16 protein-coding genes are annotated in these 13,726 nt (G+C 73.7%); 3 read left to right on the top strand and 13 right to left on the bottom strand.

Features of this window, described 5'->3' with window-relative positions; genetic code table 11:
• Nucleotides 1-31 precede the first annotated feature (31 nt).
• Nucleotides 32-2,755 (top strand): glycoside hydrolase family 2 protein, encoded by a 2,724-nt coding sequence (locus tag AQJ66_RS04650; protein ID WP_061916983.1) that lies wholly within the window; start codon nt 32-34, stop codon nt 2,753-2,755.
• A 31-nt stretch (nt 2,756-2,786) separates the two neighbouring features.
• On the opposite strand, the gene AQJ66_RS04655 is transcribed toward AQJ66_RS04650, so the two are convergent.
• The 10 genes from AQJ66_RS04655 to AQJ66_RS04700 all read right to left on the bottom strand — a co-directional run bounded on the left by AQJ66_RS04655 (nt 2,787) and on the right by AQJ66_RS04700 (nt 8,500).
• Complete coding sequence (locus tag AQJ66_RS04655) at nt 2,787-3,080, bottom strand: gas vesicle protein K (RefSeq protein ID WP_061916986.1); 294 nt, start codon at nt 3,078-3,080, stop codon at nt 2,787-2,789.
• Nucleotides 3,077-3,325: a gas vesicle protein gene (locus AQJ66_RS04660; protein WP_208611283.1), complete on the bottom strand. Its 249-nt coding sequence runs from the start codon at nt 3,323-3,325 to the stop codon at nt 3,077-3,079. Before AQJ66_RS04660 ends, AQJ66_RS04655 begins: the two co-directional genes overlap by 4 nt.
• Entirely contained in the window at nt 3,322-4,149 is an 828-nt protein-coding gene (locus AQJ66_RS04665) for a GvpL/GvpF family gas vesicle protein (protein WP_061916988.1), read from the bottom strand. The genes AQJ66_RS04660 and AQJ66_RS04665 overlap by 4 nt, the downstream gene beginning before the upstream one ends.
• The gene (locus tag AQJ66_RS04670; RefSeq protein WP_061916991.1) at nt 4,146-4,508 is read right to left on the bottom strand and encodes a gas vesicle protein; all 363 of its coding nucleotides are present in this window, start codon (nt 4,506-4,508) and stop codon (nt 4,146-4,148) included. The genes AQJ66_RS04665 and AQJ66_RS04670 overlap by 4 nt, the downstream gene beginning before the upstream one ends.
• An 18-nt stretch (nt 4,509-4,526) precedes the next feature.
• Nucleotides 4,527-5,012 (bottom strand): hypothetical protein, encoded by a 486-nt coding sequence (locus AQJ66_RS38755; protein WP_061916994.1) that lies wholly within the window; start codon nt 5,010-5,012, stop codon nt 4,527-4,529.
• Between the two features lie 5 nt (nt 5,013-5,017).
• A complete protein-coding gene (locus tag AQJ66_RS04680; protein WP_061916996.1) occupies nt 5,018-5,269 on the bottom strand; it encodes a gas vesicle protein GvpG in 252 nt (83 codons plus the stop codon).
• Between the two features lie 9 nt (nt 5,270-5,278).
• A complete protein-coding gene (locus tag AQJ66_RS04685; RefSeq protein ID WP_244162746.1) occupies nt 5,279-6,025 on the bottom strand; it encodes a GvpL/GvpF family gas vesicle protein in 747 nt (248 codons plus the stop codon).
• A 2-nt stretch (nt 6,026-6,027) separates the two neighbouring features.
• On the bottom strand, nt 6,028-6,549 hold the full coding sequence (locus AQJ66_RS04690) for a gas vesicle structural protein GvpA (RefSeq protein ID WP_061917001.1): 522 nt from the start codon (nt 6,547-6,549) through the stop codon (nt 6,028-6,030).
• 36 nt (nt 6,550-6,585) lie between these two features.
• Complete coding sequence (locus tag AQJ66_RS04695; RefSeq protein ID WP_061917004.1) at nt 6,586-6,903, bottom strand: gas vesicle protein GvpO; 318 nt, start codon at nt 6,901-6,903, stop codon at nt 6,586-6,588.
• Between the two features lie 139 nt (nt 6,904-7,042).
• On the bottom strand, nt 7,043-8,500 hold the full coding sequence (locus AQJ66_RS04700) for a hypothetical protein (protein WP_061917007.1): 1,458 nt from the start codon (nt 8,498-8,500) through the stop codon (nt 7,043-7,045).
• Nucleotides 8,501-8,716: 216 nt separating this feature from the next.
• On the opposite strand from AQJ66_RS04700, the gene AQJ66_RS04705 reads away from it, so the two are divergent.
• Nucleotides 8,717-8,980, top strand: coding sequence for a GlsB/YeaQ/YmgE family stress response membrane protein (locus AQJ66_RS04705; protein ID WP_061918261.1), 264 nt, complete (start codon nt 8,717-8,719; stop codon nt 8,978-8,980).
• A 3-nt stretch (nt 8,981-8,983) separates the two neighbouring features.
• On the opposite strand, the gene AQJ66_RS04710 is transcribed toward AQJ66_RS04705, so the two are convergent.
• The 3 genes from AQJ66_RS04710 to AQJ66_RS04720 form a co-directional block, all read right to left on the bottom strand.
• The gene (locus tag AQJ66_RS04710) at nt 8,984-9,760 is read right to left on the bottom strand and encodes a GNAT family N-acetyltransferase (protein ID WP_061917009.1); all 777 of its coding nucleotides are present in this window, start codon (nt 9,758-9,760) and stop codon (nt 8,984-8,986) included.
• A gap of 230 nt (nt 9,761-9,990) precedes the next feature.
• Complete coding sequence (locus AQJ66_RS04715) at nt 9,991-10,845, bottom strand: GNAT family N-acetyltransferase (RefSeq protein ID WP_061917011.1); 855 nt, start codon at nt 10,843-10,845, stop codon at nt 9,991-9,993.
• A 182-nt stretch (nt 10,846-11,027) separates the two neighbouring features.
• Nucleotides 11,028-11,687 (bottom strand): chaplin, encoded by a 660-nt coding sequence (locus AQJ66_RS04720; RefSeq protein WP_061917013.1) that lies wholly within the window; start codon nt 11,685-11,687, stop codon nt 11,028-11,030.
• Nucleotides 11,688-12,000: 313 nt separating this feature from the next.
• Here AQJ66_RS04720 and AQJ66_RS04725 point away from each other — a divergent pair, with 313 nt between their 5' ends.
• Nucleotides 12,001-13,605, top strand: coding sequence for an alpha/beta hydrolase (locus tag AQJ66_RS04725; RefSeq protein ID WP_061917016.1), 1,605 nt, complete (start codon nt 12,001-12,003; stop codon nt 13,603-13,605).
• The last annotated feature ends 121 nt before the right edge of the window (nt 13,606-13,726 follow it).

A 13,726-nucleotide genomic window follows, 5' to 3' on the forward strand; every position in this document is an offset into this window, starting at 1 on the left:
GTTTCCTAACTTTACGAGGCTGGAGACCGCCGTGTTCCCTCGCCCCGCCCCCGGACGCCGCCTCACCCTGGTCGCCGTGCTGCTGAGCCTGCTCGGCGCGCTCACCACCGGTGCCGGCGCCGAAGCCCGGAACCCGGACCCGGCACCGCCGCGGCCCCCACGGGTCACCCACGTCCCGTCGGCGGCCGGCTCCGCGACACCGCTCGCCGGGTACGCGATCCAGTCCACGGCGAAGGTGGGCGACTCCGCGGCGGCGGTCTCCTCCCCCGGCTATCCGGCGGCGGGCTGGTACCCGGCCGGGCCCCGCTCCACCGTCCTGGCCGCGCTGCTCGCCAACGGCGTCTACGCCGACCCGTTCCGCTCCACCAACCAGCAGCGCATCCCGCGCGCCGACTTCCAGGTCCCCTGGTGGTACCGGTCCGACTTCACCGTCGCGGACACCGGCCGGCGCACCCGGCTGGACTTCAGCGGCGTCATGTCGGCGGCCGACGTGTACGTCAACGGCCACCGGGTCGCCGCGGCCGCCGACGTCACCGGCGCCTACACCCGCCACGAGCTGGACATCACCCCGCTGGTGCGGCCGGGCACGAACACGGTCGCCTTCCGGGTCCGGCCGAACGACCCGAACAAGAACCTCACCATGGGCTGGATCGACTGGCTCCAGCCCCCGCCCGACCGCGACATGGGCCTCGTCCGGGACGTCGTCGTCCACCGGGGCGGCCCGGTGGCGCTGGACGACGCGCACGTGGTCACCGAACTCGCCGTGCCGTCGCTCGCCACTGCCGGCCTGACCGTCCGGGCCCGGGTGCGCAACGACAGCGGCGCGCCGGTCACGGCCGGCGTCACCGGCAGCGTCGGCGGTACGCGCTTCTCCCGGGCCGTGCCGCTCGCCGCGCACGAGACGAGGACCGTCGCGTTCTCCCCCGGCGACGTCCCCGGCCTGCGTATCGCCTCCCCCCGGGTGTGGTGGCCGGCCGGCATGGGCGGTCAGCCGCTGTACCGGCTCCGGCTCACCGCGTCCGTCTCCGGAGCGACGTCGGACACCGCCGAGGAGACCTTCGGCATCCGCGACGTCCGGGCCCCCCTCGACGCCCACGGCGCACGCCAGTACCGGATCAACGGCCGCAAGCTCCTGATCAGGGGCGGCGGCTGGTCCCCCGACGAGTTCCTGCGCTGGGACACCGCCTACGCGGCGGACCGGCTGCGGTACGCGCTCGACCTGGGCCTGAACACGATCCGCCTGGAGGGCCACATCGAGCCCGACGAGTTCTTCGACCTCGCCGACCGCTACGGCGTGCTCACGCTGCCGGGCTGGGAGTGCTGCGACAAGTGGGAGGGCAACGTCAACGGCAGCGAGACCGGGGACCGGTGGACCGAGGCCGACTATCCGGTCGCGAAGGCCTCCATGGCCGCCGAGGCCGCCCGCCTGCGCGACCACCCGAGCGTCATCTCGTTCCTCATCGGCAGCGACTTCGCGCCCGACGCGCGGATCGAGAAGACCTACCTGGACGCCCTGCGTGCCGCCGACTGGCCGACCCCGGTGGTCGCCGCCGCCTCCGACAACTCCTCGCCGCAGATGGGCCGTTCGGGCATGAAGATGACCGGCCCGTACGACTGGGTGCCGCCGGGCTACTGGTACGCCAAGCGGGAGGGCGGGGCCACCGGCTTCAACTCCGAGACCAGCGCGGGCCCGGACATCCCCACCCTGGACACCCTGCGCCGGATGATGACGCCCGCCGAACTCGACACGCTCTGGAAGAACCCGGACGACCGGCAGTACCACCGCTCGCCGTCCCCCGTCTTCGGCACCCTGAAGATCTACGACCACGCCCTCACCGGCCGCTACGGCGCCCCGACGGGGCTCACCGACTACGTCCGCAAGGCGCAGCTGGCCCAGTACGAGAACGTGCGGGCCCAGTTCGAGGCCTACGCCCGCAACGCCACGGACGCCGACCGGCCCGCCACCGGGGTGGTCTACTGGATGTTCAACAGCGGCTGGACCTCCCTGCACTGGCAGCTGACGGACCGCTACCTCGACCAGGGCGGCGCCTACTTCGGCGCGAAGAAGGCCAACGAGCCGCTGCACGTGCAGTACTCCTACGACAACCGGTCGGTCGTCGTCGTCAACCGCCGGCACGCCGCGGCGAGCGGGCTCACCGCGCGCGCCACGCTGTTCGACCCCGACGGCCGGCAGACGTACGACCGGACCGTCGCCGGACTCGCGGTGCGCGGCGACGGCGCCCACGGCACCGCGCTCACCCTGCCGTCCACGGTGCCCGGACGGTCCTCGACGTACCTGCTGCGGCTGACCCTGACCGACGCCGGCGGCCGGGAGGTGAGCCGCAACGTGTACTGGCTCTCCACCCGGGCCGACGCACTCGACTGGGCCCACACCGACTGGTACTACACGCCGACGACGTCGTACGCGGACCTCAGGGGGCTGTCGTCGATGGCACGGGTGCCGGTCGCGGCGACGGCGTCGACCCGGTCGTCGGGCGGCACGTCCACCACGACGGTGACCGTGCGCAACGCCGGGACCGGCCGGACACCGTCGCTGCTGACGGACGTCCACCTGGTCGACGCGCACGGCAGGCCGGTGCTGCCGGTGCGGTGGTCGGACAACGAGGTCGGCCTGTGGCCGGGCGAGTCCGTGACGCTGACCGCCACCTACCGCACCGCCGATCTGCACGGGTCGGCACCGCGGGTGCGGGTCTCGGGCTGGAACACGCCGGAGCGGACGGTCCCTGCCCCGTGAGTCACTGCCTCATGAGTCCCGGCCGCGTGAGTCACGGCTCGGGGTCGGCCAGGAGCGGCCCCAGCGGGCCCAGGTCGAGGTTGAGGTCGGCGCGGCTCAGCCCGTGCTGCGCGCACAGGTCGTCCATCCGCCGGTCGAGCAGCATCAGGGCGGTACCGAGCCGGTCCTGCTGCTCGGCGCTCAGCGTGCCCTCGTCGAAGCGGCGGACGGCCTGGCGCTCCATCAGCTGCCGCAGCAGTTCCACGACCGCCAGGACCAGCGCGGCCAGGTCGTTCGCGACCCGCTCGGGGTCGAGGTCCAGGGAGTGGGCGCGCGGCGCGGTCACAGCGGCCCGCTGTCCGGCCAGGGCGCCGGCACCCGGTCGCTGACCGACGCCAGCAGGGCGTGCAGCGAGATCCGCACCAGGGGCACGTCCGCGACCGCCAGGACCAGGTCACCGCTGACCACCACGCCGGTCGCCAGCACCCGGTCCAGCAGGTCGACGAGCGGCACGCCGATCGGCGCGTACGGTTCCGGCTCCTCCCAGGGCACACCCGCCAGGTCGAGGTCGCGGGCAGTCGGTGCGGTCATGCGCGGGCCTCCTGGCACGAGCCGTGCCACTCCCGCTCCGGCCGGGCGAAGGAGTACGGGATCCAGGGCCCGGACGCGCTGATCTCCACGGCCGGGTGACGGCGGTCGGCGGCGAGCCGGGCCAGCGCCCGGGCGAAGTCGGCGCGCCTCCCGTCCTCGACGAGATAGGCGGCATTGAGCAGTTGGGGCGCTCTTGTACCGGTGAGCTGCTCGCTCTGCCGTCGGTGCCGCGTGGCGGCGACGGCGTACCGCCGAAGCTCGTGGTCGACGGCCTGGGCGGCGGCCAGGGCCTTCTCGTGCTCCTCCCGCACCGTGCGGCGCCGTGCGCTGACCCGGCTGAGGTAGTCCCGCCCGCCCGTGGCGCCGGCGCCGGCGGCGTCGCCCGCGCCGCCGGAAGCGGCGGAGGCCTCGGCGGCGTGCACCTTCACCGCCCACTCCGTGCGGTCGCGGAGCCGGTCGAGCAGGGCGCACAACGACGGCTCCCGGTCGGTGACGGCCTGGACCGCGTTGCGGTCGTCGAGGTACATGGTCGCCATCGGGAAGGGGACGACGGCGCCCTGCCGGGCGGCCGCCTCGACGCCCCGGTGATGCGCGCGGGCGCAGCTCTCCAGTTCGTCGGGGCTATTGAGCCGGGCCGTGAGGCGGTCCCCGCCGAAGGCCTGGGCGGGGACGTCCTGGACGACCAGCCAGAGCCGGCCGGCGGGCAGCGCGCGCAGGGGGCCGCCGCCGTCGTGTCCCGCCTCCGCGGCCAGTGCGTCGGCGGGCGGGCACGCGCGGGTGACGGCGAAGGCGTAGGTGACGGTGTCCCGCCGTGTGCCGCTCATCCGACCCGCTCCGGAACGTCGGTGGCCGGGTCGGTGGCCGCGTCGGCGTCCCTCAGGGTGTCGAGTTCGGCGCGCAGGCGCGCGTTCTCCTCGGCCAGCGCGTCCCGGGCGGCCCGCGAGGACAGCGCCGGATCGGTCTCCCACCAGTCGATGCCGGCCCTGCGCGCGGTGTCGACCGAGGCGATGAACAGCCGCAGCCGGATGGTGAGCAGTTCGATGTCCAGCAGATCGATCTTGATGTCGCCCGCGATCACGATCCCCTTGTCGAGGACGCGTTCGAGGAGGTCCGCGAGGCTGCCGTTGGCCGGCGGGTAGGCGTGCGGGTCCGGGTTCGTGGTCCAGGGGGAGACGTCGGTCACCAGGGGCTCCCGTGGCGTTCAGCGGCGCCGGAGGACGCGCTCGTGGTCGGATGCGGCGTCGCGGGGGTCGTCGTCGGCGTCGTCCGCGTAGACGTCGGCGTAGGCGTCCTCGACCGGATCGCCTTCCCCGTACTCGTAGGCGGCGTCCTCGTTGGCGTCGTCCTCGTAGTCGTCGTCCTCGTAGGCGGCGTCATAGTCGTCCTCGTAGTCGTCCTCGTAGGCGTCGTCCTCGTAGGCGTCCTCGTCGTAGAGGTCCGCGTTCCGGCGGTCGGCCACGCCCGTCAGCCAGCGGTCGGCGGCGAGGACGGCCGCCTGTCCGGCGGTCAGCAGTTCACCGCGCAGGCGGTCCACCGTGTCCTGGAGCGGGGACGGGTGAGGGCCACCGGATCCCCGGGCGCCCGCGAGGCAGGTGCCGAGCGCGACGGCGAGCTTGGTCTTCTTCGTGCGGCCCATGACGTACCCGGCCGCCACCGCGGCCGCCAGGGCCGCCGTGCTGCTTCTCATGCCTGTCATACCTCCCGTCCTCGCGGGCTGCGGGCGGGACCTTCGAGGAGGTCGAGCAACCGCTCCTCCTCCTGCTCGAAGGCCGACTCGTCGATGGCGCCCTCGTCCAGGGCGCGGTTGAGCGCTGCCAGCCGGGCCAGCACCGTGTGCGGGCCGGACGTCCGCCGTTCGGCCTCCTCGACCAGGCGGTCCGTGACCCAGAGCGTGCCGCGCAGCGGGGCGAGGGGGAGCAGCAGCAGTTCCGTGACGATGCCCATCCCGTCCCCTCACCGCCCGGTGCCGGCGGGACGCGCCGCGACGAAGCTGTAGCACGGCAGAGGTCCGGTCACGCTGAGCGCGAGGCGGTCCCCGAGGCGGCCGGCCAGCGCGGCGACCTCCTCGCGGAACCGCTGCTCGTCGCCGCAGCGCAGCAGGAACGACGCGCTCAGCACCCGTTCCTCGTCGAGCGGTCCCCCGGCCACGCGCACCGCGAGGGGGGTCAGGCGGGCGAGGACCTCGCCCGCCGCACGCCGTGCCTCGCGCCGGACGCCCCGGGCCAGTGCCTCGCCCAGCCGCACGTTGGCCTCGTAGTCCGGTCTCTGCCGGGTCCGCCGGGCCAGGACGCGCAGTTTCTCGTCCCGGCGCACGAGGTCGGCGAAGTGACCGGGCACGGCCGTGCCCTTCACGTTCATCTCCAGGCAGTCCCGGACCGAGTCGAGTTGTGCCGTCAAGTCGTCCCTGTCCGCGCGCAGTTGTGTTCGGAGCGCGGCCGGGTCGGTGCTGAGGACCCCGAACCGCATGGGGAGGACGGGGCCCTGGGCGAGCAGTTCGTCCAGCACGGCCTGGTGGGCCGCGAGGTCGCGGCGGCGGGCGCGGACGCGTTCGGGTGCGCCGGAGACCGCCGCGCACAGCTCCGGTGCGGTGAGCAGCCGGACGGGAGCGCCACCCACCCCGGGGGTGTCCGGGGGCCGGACACCGGCAGGGGCGATGCCGTAGACGTACAGGGTGTCGACTGTGGTGGCGGTGCCCGTCACGGTCAGTCCTCTCTGGCGGGGCGGCGTGCGCGCGGACGGGTGCGTTCGTCCTCGTCACCGCGGGGGCGGGCGGCGGGGCGGCGGCGCTCCGGGGCGGGGCGGCGGCGCGGCGGCTCCTCCTCCGGTTCGCGCCGGCGCCGGGCCGGGGCGCGGGTCCGGATCTCGTCCTCTTCGGCGGCTTCCGGGCTGAGGATGTCCCGGACCTTCGAGGTCAGCGAGCGGGCGGTGCGTCTGGCGCCCGCCTTGGCCATGGTCTTGGCGGCCGGCCCGCCGAAGAGTTCGGGCACGGTCTTGGACCGCACGTCGTGCTCCAGGTCGAGGCGGTTGCAGGCCTCGGCGAAGCGCAGGTAGGTGTCGACGCTGGCGATCACGATCCGGGCGTCGACCTTGAGGATCTCGATGCCGACCAGCGAGACGCGGGCGAAGACGTCGATCACCATGCCGCGGTCGAGGATGAGTTCGAGGACGTCGTAGAGGGTGCCGGCACGGGGCGCGCAGACGATCTCGTCGTCGTAGGTGATCACGCGGCGGTCCTTCCGGGGTAGGGCCCGACGGGCCGGTCACTGGTCCTGGGCGCCGCGGCGGTAGCGGGCGACGCGGCGGTACTGCAGCAGTTCCCCCGCCGGGTCGAGGACGACTTCGTAGGTGGCGAGCAGGCTGGTGGTGTCCGGGATGCGTGCGAGCTCCACCACGTCGACGTTGACGATCCAGTCGCCGTCCTCGCCGCGGTACACCGCGGAGACCCCTTCCAGGCGGTGTGAGACGAGCCGGCACAGTCCGTCGGCGGCGCGCTCGGCCGCTTCCCCCGCGCCGTGCACGGCACGCCTGCGCGTGGGCGGGGAGGCCGTGCCCCGCGGTCGGTCGCCAGGTCCTGTCATGCTGCCCACTCTGGACGCCGGAGCCGGGGAGCGCGTGCGTTGTTACGCCGTCCGGGCCGGACCACGCGCCGGCACGCGCGCGGGACGACGACGGCGGGCCCGGCACAGGTGCCGGGCCCGCCGTCGTGCTCCGTGTGCGTCAGCTGACGTCGAGCGCCGTGTCGTCGACGACGAACGACGTCTGGTACTGCGAGCCCTCGGTGCCGGTGAACTTGATCGTGACCGTCTGGCCCGCGTAGGCCGCCAGGTTGAAGCTGCGCTGGGTATAGCCGGCGGCCGCGTTCAGGTTCGAGTAGGTGGCGAGGGTCGACAGCACCGTTCCGCTGCTGTTCAGCACCTGCGCCTTGAGGGTGTCGTAGGCCGTCGAGGTGCTCGTCTCGGCGGTGTCCACGTGGAGGTAGAAGCTGAGGTTCGCGCTGGTGCAGCCGGCCGGGATGGTCACCGTCTGCGCGACCGTGTCGGTGTGGGCCGAGCCGTAGCCGTCCAGCCAGGCCTTGTAGGAGCCGGAGTGGGCGGCCTCACCGGTGTCGTTGGTGATGGTCCCGCTGGAGGCGTTCCAGGTGGTGGCGCCGGACTCGAAGCCGGCGTTGCCGAGCAGCTGGGCGGCGGTGCAGGTGCCGCCACCGCCTCCGCCTCCGCCTCCGCTGGTGGTGCCGGAACCGGCGAGCCAGGCGGTGGCGTTGAGGGCGAGGGGCGCGTTGGTGGCGGTGGAGTCGTTCCAGCCGTCGTACAGGGTGTTGCCGGACTGGCCGGTGCCGTCGTCGATCGGCGAGCTGTCGCCCCAGAAGGCGACCCGGCCGCTGCCGAAGGTGGACGTCAGGAAGAAGGCGCCGGTGTTGCCGGAGTAGCCGGTGCGGTAGAGCAGCCCCTTGACGCCGGGGTTGTCGGCCGGCTTGAGGGTGGCGGTGGTGCCGCTGGCGATGAGGCTCTTGGTGACGGTGCCGAAGGAGCCGTGCAGCACCGGGTCGGTGCTGTCGCTGATGGCGGCCGGGTGGTCGGAGCTGATGCTCAGCGAGTCGATGGAGAAGCCGAACGGGTCGGTGGAGTCGACGCTGTTGTTCGTCATCAGGTCGTTGAGGATCTCGACCGCGTCGTAGCCGTCGTTGTTGCGGTCGGCGCCGGTGTGGTCGGAGATCATGAACAGGCCGCCGCCGTTCTTCACGAAGTTCATGATCGCCGTCTTCTCGGCGGCCGTGAACATCGTGTTGGGCTCGGGCAGGACCAGGGTGTCGAAGTTCGACAGGTCGGTGGCGGAGGAGCCGCCGTAGCTGAGGCTCGAGCCGGACGGCAGCGTCTTCAGGCTGTAGGCGCCGGTCTTCTGCAGGGCCACGCCCCACGAGGACAGGGCGCCGGTCCAGTCCGTCTCGGCGGACGGGGTGGAGTCCTGGCCGAGCGGGTCGGGCTGGCTGGTGGAGATGATCCAGTCGGCGTTGCCGGCCGTCTCGGCGTGGGCGTTGTCGAACAGGACGCGGTGCGTGGTGGCGGCGTGCGCAGGGGTGGGCGCGGTGCCGATCTGCAGGGCCGCCGAGGCGGCGAGCAGCCCGAGTCCGGTGAGGGCGGTGGTCAGTCTGCGGCGGAATCTCGTGGTTCCGGGCATCCGGCGAACCTCCATGAGGGGTGGGGAGTTGGCGATGGGGGCGCCAAGTCTGCGCGCGTAGAACGAGCTTGAGGGTTCTACACGCGTCGATCTGTTGAAAGGTACATGGCATGACTGCTCGGTGAACAGAAAGTCCCGGCAATAAGCGGAACGGCGTGCGTCCGCTCCCAGCGGGCAGACGGCGCAGCAGCGGGGACCGGACACAGAGGGGTGGACATGGAGATCTCAGGCGTCCTCAGTGCGATCGTCATCGGCATCGTCATCGGGGTGCTGGGCCGGCTGGTCGTTCCCGGACGGCAGCACATCGGCATCCTGTGGATCATCGTCGTCGGCATCGTGGCGGCGCTGCTGGGCTCGGCCATCGCCGCCGGGCTCGGTGTCGCGAACACCAGCGGGCCGGACTGGATCGAGTGGCTCATCCAGATCGCCCTGGCGGCCGTGGGCGTGGCCGCGCTGGACCGGACGCGCGTCCACCGCTGAGGGTCACACCTCGTACAGGTAGGGCGTCGTGGTGCTGAGCGCGTGGAAGCCGAGGCGTTGCAGGATCGGGCGGCTCATGGGTGTGGCGTCCACCTGGAGGTAGCGGTAGCCGTGGGCGGCGGCGACCCGGGCCCGGTGGGCGACCAGGGCGCGGTAGATGCCCCGGCCCCGCCAGTCCTCGACGGTGCCGCCGCCCCACAGGCCGGCGAAGCGGGTGCCGGGGACCAGCTCCATACGGGCCGCGGAGACGGGCTGCTCGCCGGCGAGGGCCACGACGGCGACCACGGTGCCGGGGTGGGCGGCCAGCCGGGCGAGCAGCCGGTGGCGCAGCCGGGTGCCGTCGGTCCCGAACGCCCGCTCGTGCACGTCCACGACGAGGTCCACACCGGCCGCGTCGGTGGCCTCGACGAGGCGGACGCCGGCGGGCGGCTCCGCGTCCAGGGCCAGCCGCGCGACCTCACCGGCCAGCAGCGTCTCCTCGGGCTCGGCCCGGAACCCCGCGGCGAGGAGCCGGTCGCCCAGGTCGGCGGGCCGGTCGTGGCCGTACAGCTTCCACTCGAAGCCGAGCCCCAGTCCGGTGAAGTGGGCGATCTGCTCACCGATCACCCGGTCCGCGCTCCCCGCGTCCAGGTCCGACCACAGAACGCCGTTCCACCCGTTCACGTCCGCGACCTGGCGCACGACGGCCCCGGCCCGCTCGACCCGGACCCCGGGCCCGTCAGGTCGCGCGCCTTCGCGCATGTCACGGTCGTAGAGGGCCAGTACGGCGGCGTGATCCATGGGCCCGACTTCAGCATTCCCACGGTGGCGGGGCAACGGAATTATGCGGCGGGGTGGTCGGCGCGAGCCGGCGCCGGTCGCTGCGTGGTTGCTCCGCATCGTCTCCGGGGTGTGGTCACGTCTCCCCGGGACGGGGCCCTGGCCGGCGCGGCGGGCGGTGGAGCGCGGGAGGGGCCGCCGTGCCGCCCCGCGCGGCCCCGAGGAGCGCCTCCCGCCAAGTCGGCCCGCTGTCAGCCCAGTTCCAGTGTCGTCACGCCGAACACCCGCTCCCGGGCGTGGGCGCGGACCGGGCCCGTGTACATGCGGGCCGTCTCGAAGGAGGGGGTGAGGCCCGCCTCTTCGGCCAGGGCGACGGCGGCGGAGTTCGGTTCGGGGACGTCCAGGGCGAGTTGGCAGCCGGTGAGGCCGGTGGTGAGGGCGGCGAACAGGGCGTGGGCGTCGGTGGGGGTGTCGGCGAAGAGGGGGCCGATCCGCAGGCTGTCGAGGCCGGGGCGGATCACGCCGTAGCCGGTGACGCGGTCGCCGTCGTGGCGGACGACGGCGCGATGGCCCGGGCCGGTGAGCCACTCGGCCAGGAAGCGGGGGCGGTCGGCCGGGAAGCAGGCGCTGTCGTAGGCGGTCAGGGCGGGCAGGTCGTCCGGGGTGGCGGGCCGGACCCCGGTGGGCGTGCGGGTCTCGGGGGCCGGGCCGCTGAACCGGATGGTGCGGTAGGCGAGTTCGAAGCCGGACTGGCGGTAGTTGTCCTGCTGGGCGACGACTCCGTCCAGGCCGACGGTGCGGTTCCCGGCGTGGGCCAGGGCGGTCTTCCAGGTGGTCAGGCCGTGGCCCTGGCCGCGCAGGTCGGGGCGGACGAGGTAGCAGCCGAGGAAGGCGTAGTGGGGCCCGTAGGTGACCACGGAGACGGCCGACACCGGTTCCCCGTCGATCCGGCCGAGGAAGAACCCCGCGGGGTCCTGGGCGAAGAAGGCGGGACCGTCCGACAGCCCGGGGTTCCAGCCCTCCGCGGCCGCCCACTCGCTGATCACCGGCCAGTCGGCGAGGCCGGCCTGGGTGACGACGAGGTCCTGGGGTGCCGGTGAGGTCATCGGTGCGCTCCGTTTCCGGTGAGGGCGGGGGTGCGGGCTGCGGTCGGCACGGCACGGGGCCGCGCACCCGCAGCATCCTTCCCGATCGGCCGGGCCCGCACCACGACGGGATCAGCCGTTTCCCGGCCTCGGCCGGTTCCCCTCCCGCAGCCGTCCCGCGACGGCTGCCGGAGGGGCGGGCGTCAGCGGGTGCGGCCCGGGCGGAATCGGCGGTAGAGGGTGGCGCCGGTGAGGAGGAGGGCGGCGCTGCCGGCGATCGCGGGCGCGGTCATGTCCGCCCCGGTGTGGGCCAGGGACGCCGCCGGGGGCTCCGGGGTGCGCGGTGCCGGGTGGGACCTGACCGGGGCGGGCGGTTTCGGCGTCCGGGTCACGGGCGGGCTGGGCTCGTCACCGGACGTGTTCTCGGAGTGGTTGCCCACGGCCGGGTTGCCCACGCCGACCACGTTCACGGAGTTGCCGGTGACGTTCACCGGAGCGTGCACCGGCAACTGGATCGTGTTGCCCGAGAGCAGACCCGGCGAGTCCTCGGCGGCTCCTTGCGCCGAGCCGCCGGCCGCGATACCGCTCGCCGCACCGCCGGAGGCGGCCGAGCCGCCCTGGCCGGCCCTGTCGTCCCCGTTCCGGCAGGTGTTGCCGGCGGCGGGGTTCAGCAGCCCCACCACGTTCACGGTGTTGCCGCACACGTTCACCGGAACGTGCACCGGCAACTGGATCGTGTTGCCCGAGAGCAGACCGGCCGAGCCGGCCGCCGAGCCCGCGGCGCCGGCCCCGTCGGCCGCGAAGGCGCCGGACACCGGCATCGCCACGGCCATCGCGCCGGAGGCGGCGGCGACGGCGATCACACCGTTTCGGGTAGCCCGTCTCATAGGTTTCCCTGCCTTCCAGACTTCGTGGCGGGCGCTCACCCGCACTGCACCACCTAAAACGCAGACGAACCATCCGAGTTATGGCTTATCGGCCTTTCACCCCATCGAGTGGCATGATCATTCGAACCGCACGTAAAGCCGTCGAATGATCATCGATCGTGCCGGAGGCGGCGAAGCCTAGATCATCGGGCGGGGTCCCGCTCGCCCGGAGGCGGCCCGCGCGGGGCCCGCTTATGGTGATCGAGGGCGCAGCCCCGGTCCGCGGCGGGTGTGTCCCGGGAGGCGATCGATGCTGGCCAAGCTGACCACACGGCCCGCCGTGCGGCGCGTGGCGGGTGCCGGCGCCCTCGCCCTGGCACTGCTCGGGGCCGGGCTGCCCGCGACCGCCGGCGCGGCCGCCCGGCCGCAGCCCGACCTGTCCCGCTTCTACCGGCAGCGGGTGGCGTGGGGGTCCTGCCAGGGCCCGGACATGCCCAAGGACCTGCAGTGCGGGAAGGTGACCGTCCCGCTGGACTACGCGCACCCCGGCGCCGGCACGCTCGACCTGGCCGTGGCCCGCTACCGGGCGACCGGCCACTCCCGGGGCTCGGTGCTGCTGAACTTCGGCGGGCCCGGCGGTGCCGGCGTCAGCCGGCTGGCCGCCGACGGCAAGCAGTTCATGGACCTGACGAACGGCTACGACGTGGTCTCCTTCGATCCGCGCGGCGTCGGCCGGTCCTCCCCCGTCAGCTGCGGCGAGGACGGCGATCCGCTCTCCGCCGTGACGGCGGACATCGGCCGCCCCGAGGCCCTGATGAAGCAGTTGCGGCAGGTCGCCGCCCGGTGCGCCGCCCGTTCCGGCCCGGTGCTGCGGCACATCGGGACGGTGAACGCCGCCCGGGACCTGGACGTGATGCGCCAGGCCCTCGGCGACGGGAAGCTCAACTACCTGGGCTTCTCCTACGGCAGCCGGCTCGGTGCCGTGTACGCGGCGCAGTTCCCGCACAAGGTGGGCCGGATGACGCTGGACGGGGTGGACACCCTGACCGAGCCGCTGCCCGAGCAGGGGGTGGCGGGGGCCGAGGGGCAGCAGACGGCACTGGACGACTTCCTGGACTGGTGTACGACCGATCTCGCCTGCCCGTTCGGGCAGGACCGGCGTGCGGCCGGGGAGCAGGTCGTACGGCTGGTGCGCTCCCTCGACGAGAACCCCGTGCCCACGGACTTCGGCGGCGCCTTCACCGGGCAGGACCTGGTGGCGGCCATCGGGCAGGCCCTCTACAGCAGGGAGGAGTGGCCCTCGCTGGAACGGGCGCTGGGCTCGCTGACCGAGGACGGCGACACCCGGCGGGTGCTGGCCTTCGCCTCCGGCGGCGGATCCCTGCCGGTGCGGCAGGACGGGCGGGGCCCGGCGGCCGCCGAGGGCAGGAGGCAGGACGGCGGGCTCGTGGGCGCCCAGGACGTGCCGCCGGACAACCTGCCGGCCGCGCTCATGGCGATCAACTGCGCGGACGACCCCGACCGGCCCACCGACGCCCAGATCACCGGAGAACTGCAGGGCCTGGCGGCCGTCTACGAGCAGGCGTCACCGGTCTTCGGCCGCTTCCGGCTCAACCAGCTGCTGATGTGCTACGGGCGGCCCCGGGGCACCGACTTCATCCGCCACCGGGTCAAGGACGTCCACTCGGCCAGGATGCTGCTGGTGGGCACGCGCGGCGACCCGGCGACGCCGTACCGCTGGACCGAGGAGACGGCCCGGCGGCTGGGGCCCGCGGCCGTGGTGCTCGACAACCGGGGCGACGGGCACACCGGGTACTCGTCCTCCACGTGCGTGCACCGCAAGGTGGACGACTTCCTGCTGTACGGCGATCTCCCGGCGAGCGGCAGTTCCTGTCCGGCGGACCGGAAGCCCTGACGTCCGGCCGCGAACTCCGCCGCGAACTCCACCAAGGGATGACAGAAGCAGGGCAACCGGGTAACAGGCCCGAATCGGCACAACCTCGTGGGCATCACGGCCGTCAACCGGGCAGGCGTGC

Origin of the sequence: Streptomyces bungoensis, from assembly GCF_001514215.1 — a bacterium.
Classification (GTDB): Bacteria; Actinomycetota; Actinomycetes; order Streptomycetales; family Streptomycetaceae; genus Streptomyces; species Streptomyces bungoensis.